This window comes from Streptomyces sp. NPDC044061 (assembly GCF_056434305.1).
In genome coordinates this window covers 1-17676 of record NZ_JBWKFL010000018.1, presented here as the reverse complement: position 1 = coordinate 17676, position 17676 = coordinate 1, and the positions used below count along the sequence as shown (strand labels likewise).

Below are 17676 nucleotides of genomic sequence, written 5' to 3'. Positions count from 1 at the left end.
CGGTCCCGTTCGCGGCTCAGCTCAGGGTCTTGAGCGCGGCGGCGTCGTACGGCTTCAGCTCGTCGAGGCGGTCGGCGAGCACCTTGGCCGCCCACTCGGGGTCCTGGAGCAGGGCGCGGCCGACGGCGACCATGTCGAACTCCTCGGCCTCCAGGCGGTCCAGGAGGTTGTCGATGCCCATGACCGGGGAGCCCTCGCCCTGGAACGCCTTGATGAAGTCGCCGTCGAGGCCGACCGAGCCGACGCTGATGACGGGCTTGCCGGTGAGCTTCTTCGTCCAGCCGGCCAGGTTCAGGTCGGAGCCGTCGAACTCGGGCAGCCAGTAGCGGCGGGTGGAGGCGTGGAAGGCGTCGACGCCGGCGGCGGCCAGCGGGGTCAGGATCGCCTCCAGCTCCTCGGGGGTCTCGGCGAGACGGGCGTCGTAGGCGTCCTGCTTCCACTGCGAGTAGCGGAAGAGGATCGGGAATTCGGGGGAGACCGCCTCGCGGACCGCCGCCACGATCTCGGCGGCGAACCTGCTGCGGGTCACCGGGTCGCCGCCGTAGGCGTCGGTGCGGCGGTTGGTGCCGGCCCACAGGAACTGGTCGAGGAGGTAGCCGTGGGCGCCGTGCAGCTCCACGCCGTCGAAGCCGATGCGCTCGGCGTCGGCCGCGGCCTCGGCGAAGGCGCCGATGACGGCGTCCAGGTCGGCCCGGTCCATCGCCTTGCCGGTGGCCTCGGTGGCGCCGATGCGCAGTCCGGAGGGGCCGACGGCGGGAGCGTCCGGGAAGGGCTGGTCGCCCGGCTTGCGGACCATGCCGATGTGCCACAGCTGCGGCACGATCGTGCCGCCCGCCGCGTGCACCGCCTCGGCGACCCGCGCCCAGCCCGCCAGCTGCTCCTCGCCGTGGAACCGGGGCACGCGGTCGCTCTGCCCGGCCGACTCGTGGCCCACGTAGGTACCCTCGGTGACGATCAGGCCGACACCGGCGGCGGCCCGGCGGGCGTAGTACGACAGCACGTCCTCGCCGGGGATGCCGCCCGGGGAGAACATCCGGGTCATCGGGGCCATCACGATCCGGTTGGGGACGGTGAGGCCGCCCAGCACGGTCGGGCGGGAGAGGATCTGGGCCGCGCGGGAGGCGGGGGGCGTGACGGTCACGTGGGGGCTCCTGGGAATGACTCTTGTAAACCGATTGGTATGTGCGCGCGCATTGTTGCACTGTCTGAAGCAACTGCCTAGGCGCGGCATCACATTCCACGACCCCGGCCGGGCGCCGCGTGATCCCGGACACGCCCGAGGGCGGCACCCCCTGTCATGGACAGGGAGTGCCGCCCTCGTCGATACGGACTGGTGCCGATCCTCGGAAGGATCAGAAGTCCATGTCACCGCCCGGCATGCCGCCCGGAGCGGCCGCGGCGGCCTTCTCCGGCTTGTCGGCGATGACGGCCTCGGTGGTGAGGAACAGCGCGGCGATGGAGGCGGCGTTCTGCAGCGCGGAACGGGTCACCTTCGCCGGGTCGATGATGCCCTCGGCGACCAGGTCGACGTACTCGCCGGTCGCGGCGTTCAGGCCGTGGCCCGGGGTCAGGTTGCGCACCTTCTCCACCACGACACCGCCCTCGAGGCCGGCGTTGACGGCGATCTGCTTCAGCGGGGCCTCGAGCGCGAGCTTCACGGCCTGGGCGCCGGTCGCCTCGTCACCCTCGAGCTCCAGCTTCTCGAAGACGTTGGTGGTCTGCAGCAGGGCCACGCCACCACCGGCGACGATGCCCTCCTCGACGGCGGCCTTCGCGTTGCGGACGGCGTCCTCGATGCGGTGCTTGCGCTCCTTGAGCTCCACCTCGGTGGCGGCGCCGGCCTTGATGACCGCGACACCGCCGGCGAGCTTCGCCAGGCGCTCCTGCAGCTTCTCGCGGTCGTAGTCCGAGTCGCTGTTCTCGATCTCGGCGCGGATCTGGTTCACCCGGCCGTTGACCTGGTCCGAGGAGCCGGCACCGTCGACGATGGTGGTCTCGTCCTTGGTGATGACGACCTTGCGGGCGCGACCCAGGAGGTCCAGGGTCGCGTTCTCCAGCTTGAGGCCGACCTCCTCGGAGATGACCTCGCCGCCCGTGAGGATGGCGATGTCGCCGAGCATGGCCTTGCGGCGGTCACCGAAGCCCGGGGCCTTGACGGCGACGGACTTGAAGGTGCCGCGGATCTTGTTGACGACCAGGGTCGACAGGGCCTCGCCCTCGACGTCCTCGGCGATGATCAGCAGCGGCTTGCCCGACTGCATGACCTTCTCCAGGAGCGGGAGCAGGTCCTTGACGGAGCCGATCTTGGAGTTGGCGATGAGGATGTAGGGGTCCTCGAGCGACGCCTCCATGCGCTCCATGTCGGTCGCGAAGTAGGCGGAGATGTAGCCCTTGTCGAAGCGCATGCCCTCGGTGAGCTCGAGCTCCAGGCCGAAGGTGTTGCTCTCCTCGACGGTGATGACGCCTTCCTTGCCGACCTTGTCCATGGCCTCGGCGATCAGCTCGCCGATCTGGGTGTCGGCGGCGGAGATGGACGCGGTGGAGGCGATCTGCTCCTTGGTCTCCACGTCCTTCGCCTGCTCCAGCAGGGCGGCGGAGACGGCCTCGACGGCCTTCTCGATACCGCGCTTCAGAGCCATCGGGTTGGCACCGGCGGCGACGTTGCGCAGGCCTTCCTTGACCAGGGCCTGGGCGAGCACGGTCGCGGTGGTCGTACCGTCACCGGCGACGTCGTCCGTCTTCTTGGCGACTTCCTTGACCAGCTCGGCGCCGATCTTCTCGTACGGGTCCTCGAGCTCGATCTCCTTGGCGATGGAGACACCGTCGTTGGTGATCGTGGGGGCGCCCCACTTCTTCTCGAGGACGACGTTGCGGCCCTTGGGGCCGAGCGTCACCTTCACGGCGTCCGCGAGCTGGTTCATGCCGCGCTCGAGGCCGCGCCGCGCCTCCTCGTCGAACGCGATGATCTTGGCCATGTGAAGTGGTCCCTCCAGGACTGGGGGTGATTCCTTCGGACCGCGCCCGCGCCCGCGACGGACGGCTCACCGGCCTCGTGGTTCCTTGCCCCACCCGGCCTGCGGGCCTCACCGACCCGGTCCTTCATTGTCACTCTCACCTTCAGAGTGCTAACGCCAATGATTAGCACTCGGGCATGGCGAGTGCAAGCGCCTCGGAAGGGAACGGCAGCACGAAGGGCCCGCACCGGAGCGGTGCGGGCCCTTCGCGGACGAACGGGATGAACGTGATGTACGCCGGTGTTGTGTCGACGCGTGCTTCAGCTGGTCGCCAGCCGGACCATGTCCGCCTGCGGGCCCTTCTGGCCCTGCGAGATCTCGAAGTCGACCCGCTGCCCCTCTTCCAGGGTGCGGTATCCGTCCATCTGGATCGCGCTGTAGTGGACGAAAACATCCGCACCACCGTCGACCGCGATGAAGCCGTACCCCTTCTCCGCGTTGAACCACTTGACGGTGCCCTGAGCCATGCCTAACTCCCCTATTACTGGCCCTTGCACAGATCCACACTTCGCGGACCCGGGTCAGACCTCACCCCCCATTGGTCGGGGGCGTGCGCCGGAACGCGTCGACCGCGGCTGAATGTATCTGTCCAACTGCCGTCTGCAACAGGTCAATCGGACGAGAATTCTGGACGAGCCCGGTCCGGAATCTGCCGAGAATTCGGCTGAATTCAGGGCAAGTCGGGCCCCGCAAATGGCTCAAAAGCCGCATAAAACCCGCACAGTTTGGCTGTTTCTTGTCGGGCGTACGGCATGATTCCGAGGCCTGCGACCCGCAGGTCCGGAACGCGTTCCCCAACTGTACCGCGCTCAATCACACAGAATGGCCCCCTCCGTTTCTCTCACGGAGGAGGCCATTCGATGAACAATCGGTAACCGCGGTTACCGAAGGTAATTATCAGCCCCCGGCGACGGCCGGAATGATGGAGACACCGGCGCCGTCGGGGGTCACGGTCTCCAGCCCCTGCTCGAAGCGGACGTCGTCGTCGTTGACGTACACGTTGACGAAACGGCGCAGCTTGCCCTGGTCGTCCAGCACACGCGCGGCGATGCCGGTGTGGTTCTTCTCCAGGTCCTCGATGACGTCGGCGAGGGTCGCGCCCTCGGCGGCGACCTCGGCCTGGCCACCCGTGTAGGTGCGCAGGATGGTCGGGATGCGAACGGTCACGCTCATGCGAGGCCAGCCTCTCGGAAGGAGTCCAGGGTCGGGCGGATGGTGGCGGTGAGACCGGTGCCGGCCACCGCGTCCAGGGTCTTGAGGCCGTCGCCGGTGTTGAGGACGACCGTGGTGAGCGACGGGTCCAGGACGCCGTTCTCGACGAGCTTGCGCGTCACGCCCACCGTCACGCCGCCGGCCGTCTCGGCGAAGATGCCCTCGGTGCGGGCCAGCAGCTTGATCGCGTCCACGACCTGCTCGTCGGTCACGTCCTCCACCGCGCCGCCCGTGCGGCGCGCGATGTCCAGGACGTACGGCCCGTCGGCCGGGTTGCCGATGGCCAGGGACTTGGCGATGGTGTTCGGCTTCTGCGGCCGTACGACGTCGTGGCCCGCCTTGTACGCGGTCGACACCGGCGAGCAGCCCTCGGCCTGGGCACCGAAGATCTTGTACGGCTTGTCCTCGACGAGACCGAGCTTGATCAGCTCCTGCAGACCCTTGTCGATCTTCGTGAGCTGGGAGCCGGAGGCGATCGGGACCACGATCTGGTCCGGGAGCCGCCAGCCGAGCTGCTCGCAGATCTCGTACGCCAGGGTCTTGGAGCCCTCCGCGTAGTAGGGCCGCAGGTTGACGTTCACGAAGCCCCAGCCCTCGCCGGCCGGGTCGCCGATCAGCTCGGAGCAGAAGCGGTTCACGTCGTCGTAGTTGCCCTCGATACCGACGAGTTCGCCACCGTAGACCGCGGCCATGACGACCTTGCCCTGCTCCAGGTCGTGCGGGATGAACACGCAGGAGCGGAAGCCGGCCCGGGCGGCGGCGGCGCCGACGGCGCCGGCCAGGTTGCCGGTGGAGGAGCAGGAGAGGGTGGTGAAGCCGAAGGCGCGGGCGGCCTCCAGGGCCTGGGCGACGACGCGGTCCTTGAAGGAGTGCGTCGGGTTGCCGGAGTCGTCCTTCACATACAACCCGCCGGTGACACCCAGTTCGCGCGCGAGGTTGTCCGCCTTGACGAGCTTGGTCCAGCCCGGGTTGATGTTGGGCTTGTCGGCCACGTCGGCGGGGACGGGGAGCAGGGGCGCGTAGCGCCAGATGTTCGCGGGGCCCGCCTCGATGCGCTTGCGCAGCTCTTCGGTGTCGTAGGCGGAGAAGTCGTAGGCGATCTCCAGCGGGCCGAAACACTCCTCGCAGGCGAACACCGGTCCGAGGGGCACCCGGTGACCGCACTCGCGACAGCTCAGGGCCGCTGCGGGGCCGAGGTCTACGGTGGGATTGCTGGTGCTTGCAACTGTCTGCACAGCCATGGAGGCGAGGCCCTTTCTCCTCATCTTCCTCACGACGCACCTCGCCGTGAGACGGATTTGGCACCTTCCCTGACCGGGAGCCTCGCGTGAACGAGTTCGGCTCAGGGGGGTTGCCGGGGCTTCATCGGGCCGTGTCCCTCTGCCCCTCTGGATGAGCGGTATGCGGTTGTAAACGCTCTTGACCCCCGACATGCGATGGTCATCGGCGTTGTTCAAGACTGTAACCGAAGGCCAGGACAGTTGAGATAGTCGTCCGAACCGCGAGATGGATCACACCGTGTCACCACATGTGATCGCGACAGTGAGGAGCCGCAGACCGTGCTGGAAGAAGTCGAGCGCTGGCTGGCCACCCGCTCCTGGTCCGTGGCCGATCGCCCCCTGCACCGGATACTGGCCGCCAAGCAGCGCACCGGTCAGTCCGTCTCCGTCGTCCTGCCCGCGCTGAACGAGGAGGAGACGGTCGGCGACATCGTCGCGGTCGTCCGTCACGACCTCATGCAGCAGGTCCCGCTGGTCGACGAGATCGTCGTCGTCGACTCCGGGTCCACCGACCGCACCTCCGAGGTCGCCGCCGCCGCCGGCGCGCGGGTCGTCCACCGCGACGACATCCTGCCGCGCATCCCCGCCGTCCCCGGTAAGGGTGAAGTCCTGTGGCGCTCCCTGTTGGTGACCGGCGGGGACATCGTCTGTTTCGTCGACGCCGATCTGCGGGAGTTCTCCTCCGACTTCGTCTCCGGGATCGTCGGCCCACTGCTGACCGACCCGGGCGTCGACCTCGTGAAGGCCATGTACGACCGTCCGCTCGCCGGCGCGGCCGGACAGGGCGGCCGGGTCACCGAACTCATGGCCCGCCCGCTGCTGAACATGCACTGGCCACAGCTGGCCGGCTTCGTCCAGCCGCTCGGCGGCGAGTACGCCGCCCGTCGCTCGCTGCTGGAGCAGCTGCCGTTCCCGGTGGGGTACGGCGTCGAGCTGGGCATGCTGGTGGACGCCCTGCACCTGGTGGGCCTGGACGCGCTGGCCCAGGTCGACGTGGGTGTGCGCAAGCACCGGCACCAGGACGGGCAGGCGCTGGGCCGCATGGCCGCGGCGATCTACCGCACGGCGCAGCTCAGGCTCGCCCGCGGCCACCTCGTCCGTCCGGCGCTCACCCAGTTCGAGCGGAGTGCGGACGGGTTCGAGCCGCGCACCTACTCGGTGGACACCGAGGAGCGGCCGCCGATGACCGAGATCGCGGAGTACGCGGCGCGCCGGGTGGCGTGAGCGGCGCACGCGCGCACGAGAAACGGCTGTATACAGCCCCCTCGGGGGGTGGCACGTACGTTTGAGCGTTTCCGGGCCGGGCTAGGTTGAGACTCATGGCTTCCACGCACGGTGCTGAGGTGCTGGTCGCGTCCAACCGCGGCCCGGTTTCGTACGAGGTACGCCCCGACGGTGCGGCGGGCTCGCTGCACGCCAAACGGGGTGGCGGCGGCCTGGTCTCGGGGCTGTCCGCCATCGGCTCCGACGCCAACGCGGTCTGGGTGTGCGCCGCGCTGGGCGACGGCGACCGGGAGGCGGTGCGCCGCGCGGGCGGCGGGCTGCTGCCGGACGAGGACACCGGCGGGCAGCGGGTGCGGATGCTCGACATCGACGCGAGCGTGTTCTCGGACGCGTACAACGGCATCGCCAACTCGGTGCTCTGGTTCGTCCACCACATGCTGTACCAGACCCCGCTGGAGCCGATCTTCGACGCGGAGTTCCGGCGGCAGTGGGCGTCGTACGAGGCCTACAACCGGGCGTTCGCCGGGGCGCTGGCCGAGGAGGCGGCGGAGGGCGCCGCGGTGCTGATCCAGGACTACCACCTGGCCCTCGCGCCCCGGATGCTCCGCGGGCTCCGTCCCGATCTGCGCATCGGCCACTTCTCGCACACCCCGTGGGCCCCGCCGGACTACTTCCGCCTGCTGCCCGACGACATCGCGGCCGAACTGCTGACCGGCATCCTCGGCGCGGACCGGGCGGCGTTCCTGACCCACCGCTGGGCGGACGCGTTCACCGACTGCTGTCACGCGGTGCTGGGCCCCGGCATCCCGTCCGGGACCCGGATCGGGGTGCACGGGCTGGGTGCGGACGCGGACTTCCTGCGCGAGCGGGCGCACCGGGCGGACGTGGACGAACGGATGGCCGCGCTGCGGGAGGAGATCGGCGAGGGGCGCCGGACGATCGTCCGGGTGGACCGCACCGAGCTGTCCAAGAACATCGTGCGCGGCCTGCTGGCGTACCGGCAGCTGCTGGACGACCACCCCGAGTGGCGCGAACGCGTGGTGCATCTGGCCTTCGCCTACCCGTCCCGGCAGGACCTCGCCGTCTACCGCGAGTACACGGCCGAGGTGCGGCAGGTGGCGCAGGAGATCAACACCGCGTACGGCACGCCGGGCTGGACGCCGGTGGTGCTGCATGTGAAGGACGACTTCGCGCGCTCGCTGGCCGCGTACCGGCTGGCCGACGTCGCCCTGGTCAACCCGATCCGGGACGGCATGAACCTGGTCGCCAAGGAGGTTCCGGTCGTCTCCGACGAGGGCTGCGCGCTGGTGCTGTCGCGGGAGGCCGGGGCGTACGAGGAGCTGGGCGAGAACGCGATCGTGGTGAACCCGTACGACATCGCGGGCACGGCGCGGGCGCTGCACGAGGCGCTGAACCAGCCGGCGGCCGAGCGGGCGGAGCGCTCGAAGCGGCTGGCGGCCGCCGCCACCGCGCTGCCGCCGGCCCAGTGGTTCCTGGACCAGCTCGGCGCGCTCGACGGGTGACCCGGGGGGCGTGCTGTCAGGGCATGTGGGCCGCCAGCGCGCGCAGGAGTGCCACGACCCCCTGCGGGCCCTCCACCACGACGTCCGCCCGTTCCGCCAGCTCGGTGACCTCGGTGCTGCCGCTGCAGACCAGGAGGCCGGGTACGCCGTCCGAGCGGAGTTTGCCGACCGCCGCGAAGGCGGACAGGTCGCCGAGGTCGTCGCCGGCATAGAGGACGGCACCGGCGCCGGTGCGGCGCACATGACGGACATGGCGGACATGGTCGAGGAGGGCGACGCCCTTGTCCATGCCGGGCGGGCGGAGTTCGAGGACCAGCCGGCCCGGCTCGACGATCAGGCCGTGCCGGGTGGCGAGGTCGGCGAGGGGTTCGCGCAGGGCCTCGAAGGCGGCCTGCGGGTCGTCGGCACGGCGGGTGTGGACGGCGACAGCGCGCCCCTTCTCCTCGATCCACGTGCCGTGCCCGGCGCCGGTCCGGTCCAGGAGGTCCGGCAGTTCGGCGCGGACCGCGGCCACGCCGGGGTGGGGCGGTGGTGCGGTGAGCTCGCCGGTCGCGGCGTCCCAGCGTTCGGCGCCGTAGTGGCCGAGGACGACGAGGTGCTCCAGGCCCGGCACGTCCGCGAAGCCTCCGTGCCGTACCGCGACCTCGGCCGGTCTGCCGGTGACCACGGCGACGGAGGCGACCTTGGGGGCGAGCGCGGCGAGCGCGGGTACGGCGTCGGGGTGGGCGCGGGCCTGCTCGGGGTCGGCGACGATGGGGGCGAGGGTGCCGTCGAAGTCGAGGCCGATCACTGCGGTGTGCGGCCTGGCGAGCAGTGCGGCGAGTCCGTCCCGCCCGGCCTGGGTTGCCGGGGTCGGCAGAAGGTCCATACAGCGACAGTATCCAGCGGGGGCCGGCATCACGCCTGGGCCGCGGAACGTCAGCGCTCGGCCCGCCGCGCCTCCCGCACGCGCCGCAACCGGTTCACCGTCACCGGATCGAGTGCCAGGGCCCTCTCGTCGTCCAGCAACGCGTTGAGCAGCTGGTAGTAGCGCACCGGTGAAAGGCCCAGCTCCTCGCGTATCGCCCGCTCCTTCGCGCCGGGGCCGGGAAAACCCCGGCCCTCCAGCGCGAGGATGGCCTTCTCACGGCTGCCCAGTTCCATGGGGGCAACCGTAGCGCCGGGCACCGACAGCCGGCTCAGTTCACATCGCTGCTGTCCGCCGCCGACGCCGTCGACTGCAGGCGGGTCAGGACTCCGGCGGGGCTGCCGGCGGGGGCGACCGCCTGCCCGATGTTCTTCTTCACGGCCGCGCTGACCGCCGCCCAGGAGGTCTTGCCGACCGGGTACAGCTGGGAGATGGGCAGCTCGTCGAGGAAGGGGCGCAGGTCCTTGTCCGTGGCCGAGCCCGACGCGGTCATGGTGTCGGACGCGGAGCCGGTGACCGGGAGCAGCCCGTACTCGCGGGAGAAGGCGAGGACGTTCTTCTCCTTGTAGACGAAGTCGAGGAAGTCGCCGATCTGCTCGGCGTGCCCGTTCTGCCGGAAGCCCATCATCCAGTCGGCGACGCCCATCGAGGCCTTGGCCCTGCCGGTGCGGCCGGGCATCGGGACCATGCCGAACTTCACGCCCTTCTTGCGGGCCTGCTGGATCAGCGTGGGATGCCCGTTGACCATGCCGACCTGGCCGTCGGCGAAGGCGGCGAAGGCGGCCGCGCGGTTGAGCTTGCCGGGGGCGACCGGACCGGTCAGGCCCTTGTCGACCAGCTCGTCCTTCAGCCAGGTGAAGGTCTGCACGTTCTGCGCGGAGTCGATGGTGTAGGTGCCGATGTCGTCGGTGTAGCCGTTGCCGCCGCTCAGCAGCCACTGCATGGTCTCGGCCTGGGCCTCCTCGGGGCCGAGCGGCAGCGCGTAGGGGTACTTCACACCCTTGTCCGCGAGCGCCTTGGCGTCGGCGGCCAGCTCGCTCCAGGTGGTGGGCGGGGTGATGCCGGCCTGGGCGAAGAGGGTCTTGTTGTAGAAGAGCACCCGCGTGGAGGCCGCGAACGGGATGCCGTACTGCACGTGCTTCCACTCGCCCGCGTCGGAGAGCTGGGAGACGAAGTCGGCCTGGGTGCGTATGGAGAGCAGGTCGGAGGCCTGGTACAGCTTGCCCGCGGCCGCGTAGTCGGCGTATGCGCCGATCTGGGCCAGGTCGGGGGCGTGTCCGGCGTCGACCATCTGCTTGACCTTGCGGTCGACGTCGTTCCAGGAGTAGACGCTGACGTCGATCTTCACCCCGGCGTGCTGGGACTCGTACTCCTTCGCCAGGGTGTCCCAGTACTTCTTGGAGCTGTTGGCGGTGGAGTCGCCGTAGTCGGCGGCGACCAGTCTCAGGGTCACGTCGGAGGAACCCGTGGTCCCGCAGCCGCCGAGGACCGCCGTCATGCCCAGAGCGGACACCACCGCGATCGTTCCTGCCGTACACCGACGCACCCTCAAAACCCCAACCCTGCTGTCTGACTGTTCAATATGTGGACACGTAAGGTCTACACCACGTGAGTGGACTAGACCTCTCCCGGGTGCGCGGGCCACACTAGAGCCGTGGTGAGACATGTCATCGCCCTGGACGTGGGCGGTACCGGGATGAAGGCGGCCCTCGTCGGCGACGACGGCGCGCTGCTGCACCGCGCCCGCCGGGCGACCGGCCGCGAACGCGGGCCGGACGCGGTCGTCGAGACGATCCTCGGCTTCGCCGCGGAACTGCGCGCGTACGGCGCGCAGCGCTACGGCGAGCCGGCCGCCGCGGCCGGCATCGCGGTCCCCGGCATCGTGGACGAGGAGCACGGCATCGCCGTCTACGCGGCCAACCTGGGCTGGCGGGACGTCCCGCTGCGCGCCCTGGTCGCCGACCGGCTCGGTGTCCCCGTCGCGCTCGGCCACGACGTGCGCACCGGCGGGCTCGCCGAGGGCCGCATCGGCGCGGGCAAGGGCGCCGACCGGTTCCTGTTCGTACCGCTGGGCACCGGCATCGCCGGCGCCATCGGCGTGGACGGGCGGGTCGAGGCGGGTGCGCACGGGTTCGCCGGGGAGATCGGCCACATCGTCGTACGCCCCCAGGGCACGCCCTGCCCCTGCGGTCAGCGCGGCTGCCTGGAGCGGTACGCCTCCGCCTCCGCCGTCAGCGAGGCGTGGGCGGCTGCCTGCGGGGACCCGGACGCGGACGCCGCCGACTGCGCCAAGGCCGTCGCGTCCGGTGACCCGAACGCCGTCCGGGTCTGGCAGGAGGCGGTGGACGCGCTCGCCGACGGGCTCGTCACCGCGCTCACCCTGCTGGACCCGCGCACGCTGATCATCGGTGGCGGCCTGGCCGAGGCGGGGGAAGTGTTGTTCCAGCCGCTTCGGGACGCCGTCCGGCGGCGGGTCACCTTCCAGAAACTTCCGTCCATCGTCCCCGCCGCCCTCGGCGACACCGCCGGCTGCCTGGGCGCGGGGTTGCTCGCGCGGGACCTGCTGACGACCACCCCTACGACTCCGGAGGTAAGCACCTGATGGCCAACGAGCGGGACAGCGCCCCGAAAGGGGCGCGGGGAACTGCGCGACCAGCCACGACGTACCCGCAGGTGCTCACCGGCGCGAACGTGGTGCTTCCCACCGGAACGGTGACGAACGGGCAGGTGGCGATCGACGGCCGGCACATCGCCGGGGCCGCCCCGGCCGACGCCGAGCTGATCGACGTGACCGGCCACTGGCTGGTCCCCGGCTTCGTCGACATCCACAACCACGGCGGCGGCGGAGCCTCCTTCTCGGGCACGGTGGACGACGTGCTGACGGCCATCCGAACCCACCGCCTGCACGGCACCACCACACTGGTCGCCTCCACCGTCACGGACGAGATGGACCTGCTGGTGCGGCAGGCCGGGCTGCTGAGCGAGCTGGCCGAGCAGGGCGACATCGCCGGCATCCACTTCGAGGGGCCGTTCATCTCCCCGTGCCGCAAGGGCGCCCACTCCGAGGAGCTGCTGCGCGACCCGGACCCGGCCGAGGTCCGCAAGCTGATCGACGCGGGGCGCGGCAGGGCCACGATGGTCACCCTCGCCACCGAGCGGCCGGGTGGCATCGACTCGGTGCGGCTGCTCGCGGAGCACGGTGTGATCGCGGCCATCGGGCACACGGACGCCACCTACGAGCAGACGGTCGAGGCCATCGACGCGGGTGCCACGGTCGCCACCCACCTCTTCAACGCCATGCCCGCCCTCGGCCACCGCTCCCCCGGCCCGATCGCCGCCCTGCTGGAGGACGAGCGGGTCACCGTCGAACTGATCAACGACGGCGTGCATCTGCACCCGGCCGCGCTGGAGCTGGCGTTCCATCACGCGGGCGCGGAGCGGGTCGCGTTCATCACCGACGCGATGGACGCGGCCGGAATCGGCGACGGCCGGTACATGCTCGGCCCGCTGGAGGTCGAGGTCAGCGAGGGCGTGGCCCGGCTGGTGGAGGGCGGTTCGATCGCGGGCTCCACGCTCACCCTGGACCGGGCGTTCAAGCGGGCGGTGACCGTCGACAGGCTGCCGGTCCAGGACGTGGTGGCCGCCCTGTCCGCCAACCCGGCCCGGCTGCTCGGCCTGTCCGACCGCATCGGCTCGCTGGAGCCGGGCAAGGACGCCGACCTGGTCCTGCTGGACGCGAAGTTCGACCTCAAGGGTGTGATGCGGCAAGGAGAATGGGTGGTCGCGCCCCAACTGCCCTGATCCGTCCCGGCGTCGAGAGACGGTGGCCGACCCGCGCACTGGGCCGACCGCCGTCTCTTTGGCATGATCGGGGCCCCGGTAACCGATGGCACGCACGGACTACGAGGGGAGGTCGGCCCGGGTGATCCTCACGGTCACGCTCAACACCGCTCTCGACATCACCTATCGCGTACGGTCCCTGCGGCCGCACGCCTCGCACCGCGTCTCCGACGTCATCGAACGGCCGGGCGGCAAGGGCGTGAACGTGGCACGGGTGCTGGCCGCCCTCGGCCACGGGGTCACGGTCACCGGCTTCGCGGGCGGCGCCACCGGGCAGGTGCTGCGCGAACGGCTCGCGGCCACGCCCGGAGTGACCGACGCGCTGGTGCCGAACGCCGGCCCCACCCGTCGCACGGTCGCCGTCGTGGACGATCTGACCGGCGACACCACCCAGTTGAACGAGCCGGGCCCGCAGATCGAGCCTGCCGAGTGGGGTGCCTTCCTGGACCGCTACGCCGAACTCCTGCCCACCGCCTCGGCGGTGGCCCTGTCCGGCAGCCTGCCTCCGGGGGTACCGGTGGGTGCGTACGCGGGCCTGATACGCACGGCCCGGACGGCCGGCGTGCCCGTCCTGCTGGACACCAGCGGGGAACCGCTGCGCCGCGGGGTGGCGGCCCGCCCCGACATCATCAAGCCGAACGCCGAGGAGCTGGCCGAACTCACCGGTTCCCACGAGCCGTTGCGCGCCACGCAGGACGCCCGGCGCAGAGGGGCCCAGGCGGTCGTGGCCTCCCTCGGCCCCGAGGGCCTGCTCGCCGCGACCCCGGAGGGCCGCTGGCGCGCCGCCCCGCCGGCCCGCGTGCACGGCAATCCGACCGGCGCGGGCGACTCGGCGGTCGCGGGCCTGCTGTCGGGCCTGGTGGAGAACCTGCCCTGGCCCGAGCGCCTGTCCCGCGCGACCGCCCTGTCGGCGGCGACCGTACGGGTGGCCGCGGCGGGCGAGTTCGACCGCGCGACCTACGAGGAGCTGCAGGAGCGGGTCGCGGTGACCGGGGTTAAGACTGCTGCGTGAGCAGTTCATGCTTCCCAGCGCCAGGACCACACCAGGCGGATGTGTCTACAACTGCACTGTTTCTAATGACGAGTTGCGGGATAAAACTTTCATCTTACATATACTGGCGCCGTCATAGCTCTCGCCTCAATGACCAGGGGTGGGACATACAAAAACGGAGGGAACTTGTGGCAAAGCGCGTCGCACGTATCGCATCGCTCTCGGGTGCGCTGGTGACCGGTCTGATCCTTGCGACTGCACCCGCAGCGTATGCCGATTCCGTCGGGGCATCTGCCACTCACGATTGGAACGCACGCGCGTCCGCTTCGGTCACCTCGGCCGTCGTCGTTCACGTCCACGCGTTCGGCAAGGGCACGCCTGACAGCATCGTGTGCTGGGGAGAACTCTGCGAGGGCCAGAAGAAGGGGGGCACGTACCGGTGCTCCAGCGGGGGAGCCGAGCACAACACCTGGACACCGCTCGACTGGGGCGGGCGCAAGGTGTGGGTCGCAGACAAGTGTGTGGGCTTCGGCCGCGTCGCGTAGCGAGCACCAGACGGGCTCAGGTTGCGGTGACTCAGAGGCCACCGCAACCTTGGCCGGGTTAGTTCTGGACCTGGCCCTTTTTGATCCACAGCTGGTCCAGCAGGACGTTGCACTTGTCGCCCGGCTGGCAGGAGATGGAGATCGTGTTGTTGCCCTTCTTGAGGGTGGGCCACACGAAGGAGTGGGTCCATCCCTGAGCGAAGTCGCCGTCGGCGGCGTGCCGGTAGTTCTTCAGCTTGAACGGGCTCCCGAACTTGGTGCCGTTAACGGCGACCGTCATCGATTGGTCGTCGCCAGTCGCGCTGTACTGCGCGAAAACGGTGTAGGCGCCGTCCGAGGGGACATCCACGCTCCAGGTGACAGACGCGCCGACCTGGTTCAGACCGCCCACGTACGTGCCGCCTGCCGACTGCGCGCCCTTGACGTCCGAGGCCGTGGTGGCGCCCCCGGAGAGCTGGACGGACTTGTCCGCGGCGTCGACCTTCGGCAGCTCCCCCGACGCCGCCGAGCTGCTGCTCGACGGGCTCGGCTCGCTGCGCTGCGACTGGGCCGGGGAGGCACCCGCCTGGTTGCCGGACTTGTCGTCCGTGTTGCCGTTGATCATCGCGACGCCGATGCCGATCACGACCGCGGCGACCACCGCGATGGCGCCGATCAGCAGCCCCTTGGTGTTGGGACCGCGGCGACCGGGAGCGGGCGGCCCCGGCAGGTGGCTGGTGGGCGCGCCGCCGGGCAGCGTCTCCGGGGCCTGGTAGTGGGCGTTCGGCTGGCCGTAGGCGCCCTGCTGCTGCGGGACGGTCGGCTGCTGGCCGTACGGGGCCTGCGGCTGGCCGTACTGGCGCTCGCCGACCGTGCGCACCCTGCTCACCGAGTTCGGGTAGCCGTAACCACCGGACGGCGGCTGGGCCCCTCTGGCCTGGCCGTCCGCGTACAGGTAGCCGAACGGGTCCTCGTCCTCGGGCGTGCTCGCGCCGTTGTCGCCGGGCGTCATGCCTTGGTACTCCTCAACAGGTGCGGGCGGATGCGATACGGGTGTGGAATGGCGAGCCTACCCGCTCTGGCTGGCCCAAACGGGTGACTCGTACCGCATCAACTCACTGACCTGCGGTTCATCCGGCGCGCCGATGCTGTTTGGGACGAGATCGTTTCTCTACGTACATCCGCTCGTCGGCGGACTTCAACACTTCGTCCGCCGTCATGCCGCAGTGCGCCCAGCCGATGCCGAAGCTGGCGCCCACCCGGGCGGCCCGGCCCTCGGCGCGGATGGGCTGGATGATCTCGTTGCGCAGGCGTACGGCGAGGTCCTCGGCGTCGGCCTTGCCCAGGCCGTCGGCGAGGATCACGAACTCGTCGCCGCCGAGCCGGGCGACGGTGTCCCCGTCCCGCACGCCCCTGCTGAGCCTGCGCGCGACCTCGATCAGGACCGCGTCGCCCGCGTTGTGGCCGAAGCGGTCGTTGATCGACTTGAAGCCGTCCAGGTCGCAGAAGAGCACCGCGAGACCCTTGGTCCCGTCGTCGCGGCCGTCCTCGGGGGCGACGGTGTGCACGTGGTGGTCGAAGCCTTCGTACGCCTCGGCGCCGGGTGCGAAGTCGAAGCCGTGCCCGGCGGGGGCGTCGTAGGCAGGGTGGCCGTAGGCCGCGTCCAGGGACTCGAGGGCGCCGGGCTGGGACGTGCGCCGGCACAGGCGGGCCGCCAGGCGGGAGCGCAGCTCCGCGGAGTTCGGCAGGCCGGTGAGGGAGTCGTGCGAGGCGCGGTGGGCGAGCTGCAGCTCGCGGCGCTTGCGCTCCTCTATGTCCTCGACGTGGGTGAGCAGGAAGCGGGGGCCGTCGGCCGCGTCGGCGACGACGGAGTTGCGCAGACTGACCCAGACGTAGCTGCCGTCGCGGCGGCCCAGCCGCAGTTCCGCGCGGCCCCCCTCCGCCGAGGTCCGCAGCAGCGTGCCGATGTCCTCGGGGTGGACGAGGTCGGAGAAGGAGTAGCGGCGCATCGCGGAGGCGGGTCGGCCCAGCAGCCGGCACAGGGCGTCGTTGGTGCGCAGGATCCGGCCGTGCTGGTCGCCGCCCATCTCGGCGATGGCCATGCCGGAGGGCGCGTACTCGAACGCCTGCCTGAAGCTTTCCTCGCTGGCCCTGAGGGCCTGTTGCTCGCGCTCCAGGCGGACCAGGGCGCGCTGCATGTTGGCACGTAGACGCGCGTTGCTGATCGCGATGGCGGCCTGGAAGGCGTACATCTGCAGGGCCTCGCGACCCCAGGCGCCGGGGCGGCGGCCGTTGCGCGGCCGGTCGACGGATATGACCCCGAGCAGCTCACCGGAGGAGCCGCCCTGCACGCCGGGTGTGTACATCGGCGCGAAGAGCCGGTCGGAGGGGTGCCACTCGTCCTCGAAGCGGGGCGCGGGGCCGTCGGTGTACCACTGCGGGACGTCGTCGTCGTCCAGCACCCAGCCCTCGGTGTGGGGTATGAACACCAGGTCTCCCCACTGTTCACCCATGGTCAGCCGCCGCTCCCAGGACTCGCGGGAGCCGACCCGGCCGGTGATGAGGGCCTCGGCCGCGGAGTTGCCGGAGAACGCGGCGACCACGAGGTCGCCGTCGGGGCGTACGAGGTTGACGCAGGCCATCTCGTAGTTGAGGGCGCCCACGACGCCGTCGGCGACCGTCTGCAGTGTGTCCGCCAGGCTGCGTGCCGTGTTCATGTCGGCCATGACCTGGTGCAGCTGCCGCAGGGACGCAAGGCGGACATACGGCTCCGACTCGGTCTCCATGCTCGCCCTCCCCCCGAGACCTCGCAGCGAATCAAGGGTTGTCTTCGGCGCTTCTTTACAGTGGTGTGCTTCTGGTCGTGCTCTTACGGCTTCCCCGCCACTGAATCACAGCGCGCTGCCCACTCGGTACACAGGGTCAACAATTCCTGCCCCTTGTGACTCAAGTCACAGAAGAACATGAACAATTGAGTGGAGTTTCTGCGTTTTACCTGTGCGTTTACTGAACACAGGCTTTGTCGTCGTGTCCACATGATGCACGAACCGTCATGGTCCCCCGGTCCTAGTAGGGCTTGGTCAGGTCGGTATCAGGTCTGGCGTGTTGCGGTGACAGGTGGGGCAGGCGCCGGTCCAGACCGCGAGGAGTAACTGCAGTTC

Annotated in this window: 16 protein-coding genes and 1 riboswitch; of the genes, 6 read left to right on the top strand and 10 right to left on the bottom strand. The window is 70.4% G+C overall.

All coding sequences use genetic code 11. The features are described from left to right. Positions 1 to 16 precede the first annotated feature (16 nt). From AC07CM_RS27970 to thrC, 5 genes are all read right to left on the bottom strand, one after another. A complete protein-coding gene (locus AC07CM_RS27970; RefSeq protein ID WP_478879201.1) occupies positions 17 to 1141 on the bottom strand; it encodes an NADH:flavin oxidoreductase in 1125 nt (374 codons plus the stop codon). A 211-nt stretch (positions 1142 to 1352) separates the two neighbouring features. After that, a complete protein-coding gene (gene groL / locus AC07CM_RS27965; RefSeq protein ID WP_478879200.1) occupies positions 1353 to 2975 on the bottom strand; it encodes a chaperonin GroEL in 1623 nt (540 codons plus the stop codon). Between the two features lie 299 nt (positions 2976 to 3274). After that, positions 3275 to 3481: a cold-shock protein gene (locus AC07CM_RS27960; protein ID WP_019057200.1), complete on the bottom strand. Its 207-nt coding sequence runs from the start codon at positions 3479 to 3481 to the stop codon at positions 3275 to 3277. Positions 3482 to 3911: 430 nt separating this feature from the next. Next, entirely contained in the window at positions 3912 to 4187 is a 276-nt protein-coding gene (locus AC07CM_RS27955; RefSeq protein ID WP_478879199.1) for a ubiquitin-like small modifier protein 1, read from the bottom strand. Next, positions 4184 to 5467 carry a threonine synthase gene (thrC, locus tag AC07CM_RS27950; RefSeq protein WP_478879198.1) on the bottom strand — a complete coding sequence of 428 codons (1284 nt, stop codon included), beginning with the start codon at positions 5465 to 5467 and terminating at the stop codon, positions 4184 to 4186. Before thrC ends, AC07CM_RS27955 begins: the two co-directional genes overlap by 4 nt. Positions 5468 to 5484: 17 nt before the next feature. Beyond that, positions 5485 to 5625, bottom strand: a riboswitch (SAM riboswitch). Positions 5626 to 5785: 160 nt separating this feature from the next. Here thrC and AC07CM_RS27945 point away from each other — a divergent pair. Both AC07CM_RS27945 and AC07CM_RS27940 read left to right on the top strand, forming a co-directional pair. Next, complete coding sequence (locus AC07CM_RS27945; RefSeq protein ID WP_478879197.1) at positions 5786 to 6730, top strand: glucosyl-3-phosphoglycerate synthase; 945 nt, start codon at positions 5786 to 5788, stop codon at positions 6728 to 6730. Positions 6731 to 6825: 95 nt separating this feature from the next. After that, positions 6826 to 8253, top strand: coding sequence for an alpha,alpha-trehalose-phosphate synthase (UDP-forming) (locus AC07CM_RS27940; protein ID WP_478879196.1), 1428 nt, complete (start codon positions 6826 to 6828; stop codon positions 8251 to 8253). A 16-nt stretch (positions 8254 to 8269) separates the two neighbouring features. Here the strand turns inward: AC07CM_RS27940 and otsB are convergent, their stop codons facing one another. From otsB to AC07CM_RS27925, 3 genes are read right to left on the bottom strand one after another with little or no spacing between them, the layout of a single operon-like run. After that, positions 8270 to 9121: a trehalose-phosphatase gene (gene otsB, locus AC07CM_RS27935; protein ID WP_478879195.1), complete on the bottom strand. Its 852-nt coding sequence runs from the start codon at positions 9119 to 9121 to the stop codon at positions 8270 to 8272. 50 nt (positions 9122 to 9171) lie between these two features. After that, positions 9172 to 9396, bottom strand: coding sequence for a DUF3263 domain-containing protein (locus AC07CM_RS27930; protein WP_478879194.1), 225 nt, complete (start codon positions 9394 to 9396; stop codon positions 9172 to 9174). A 35-nt stretch (positions 9397 to 9431) separates the two neighbouring features. After that, positions 9432 to 10658, bottom strand: coding sequence for an extracellular solute-binding protein (locus tag AC07CM_RS27925; protein ID WP_478879386.1), 1227 nt, complete (start codon positions 10656 to 10658; stop codon positions 9432 to 9434). A gap of 159 nt (positions 10659 to 10817) precedes the next feature. Here AC07CM_RS27925 and AC07CM_RS27920 point away from each other — a divergent pair, with 159 nt between their 5' ends. From AC07CM_RS27920 to AC07CM_RS27905, 4 genes are all read left to right on the top strand, one after another. Further along, a complete protein-coding gene (locus AC07CM_RS27920; RefSeq protein WP_478879385.1) occupies positions 10818 to 11762 on the top strand; it encodes an ROK family protein in 945 nt (314 codons plus the stop codon). 71 nt (positions 11763 to 11833) lie between these two features. Further along, positions 11834 to 12961, top strand: a complete 1128-nt coding sequence (gene nagA, locus AC07CM_RS27915) for an N-acetylglucosamine-6-phosphate deacetylase (RefSeq protein ID WP_478879384.1) — start codon at positions 11834 to 11836, stop codon at positions 12959 to 12961. Between the two features lie 121 nt (positions 12962 to 13082). Beyond that, positions 13083 to 14012 (top strand): 1-phosphofructokinase family hexose kinase, encoded by a 930-nt coding sequence (locus AC07CM_RS27910; protein WP_478879383.1) that lies wholly within the window; start codon positions 13083 to 13085, stop codon positions 14010 to 14012. 167 nt (positions 14013 to 14179) lie between these two features. Further along, complete coding sequence (locus AC07CM_RS27905) at positions 14180 to 14536, top strand: hypothetical protein (protein ID WP_478879193.1); 357 nt, start codon at positions 14180 to 14182, stop codon at positions 14534 to 14536. 58 nt (positions 14537 to 14594) lie between these two features. Here AC07CM_RS27905 and AC07CM_RS27900 read toward each other — a convergent pair whose 3' ends face one another. Next, positions 14595 to 15527, bottom strand: coding sequence for a CBM35 domain-containing protein (locus AC07CM_RS27900; RefSeq protein ID WP_478879192.1), 933 nt, complete (start codon positions 15525 to 15527; stop codon positions 14595 to 14597). Positions 15528 to 15645: 118 nt separating this feature from the next. Continuing rightward, positions 15646 to 17301, bottom strand: coding sequence for a diguanylate cyclase CdgB (gene cdgB, locus AC07CM_RS27895; protein ID WP_478879191.1), 1656 nt, complete (start codon positions 17299 to 17301; stop codon positions 15646 to 15648). Between the last annotated feature and the right edge of the window lie 375 nt (positions 17302 to 17676).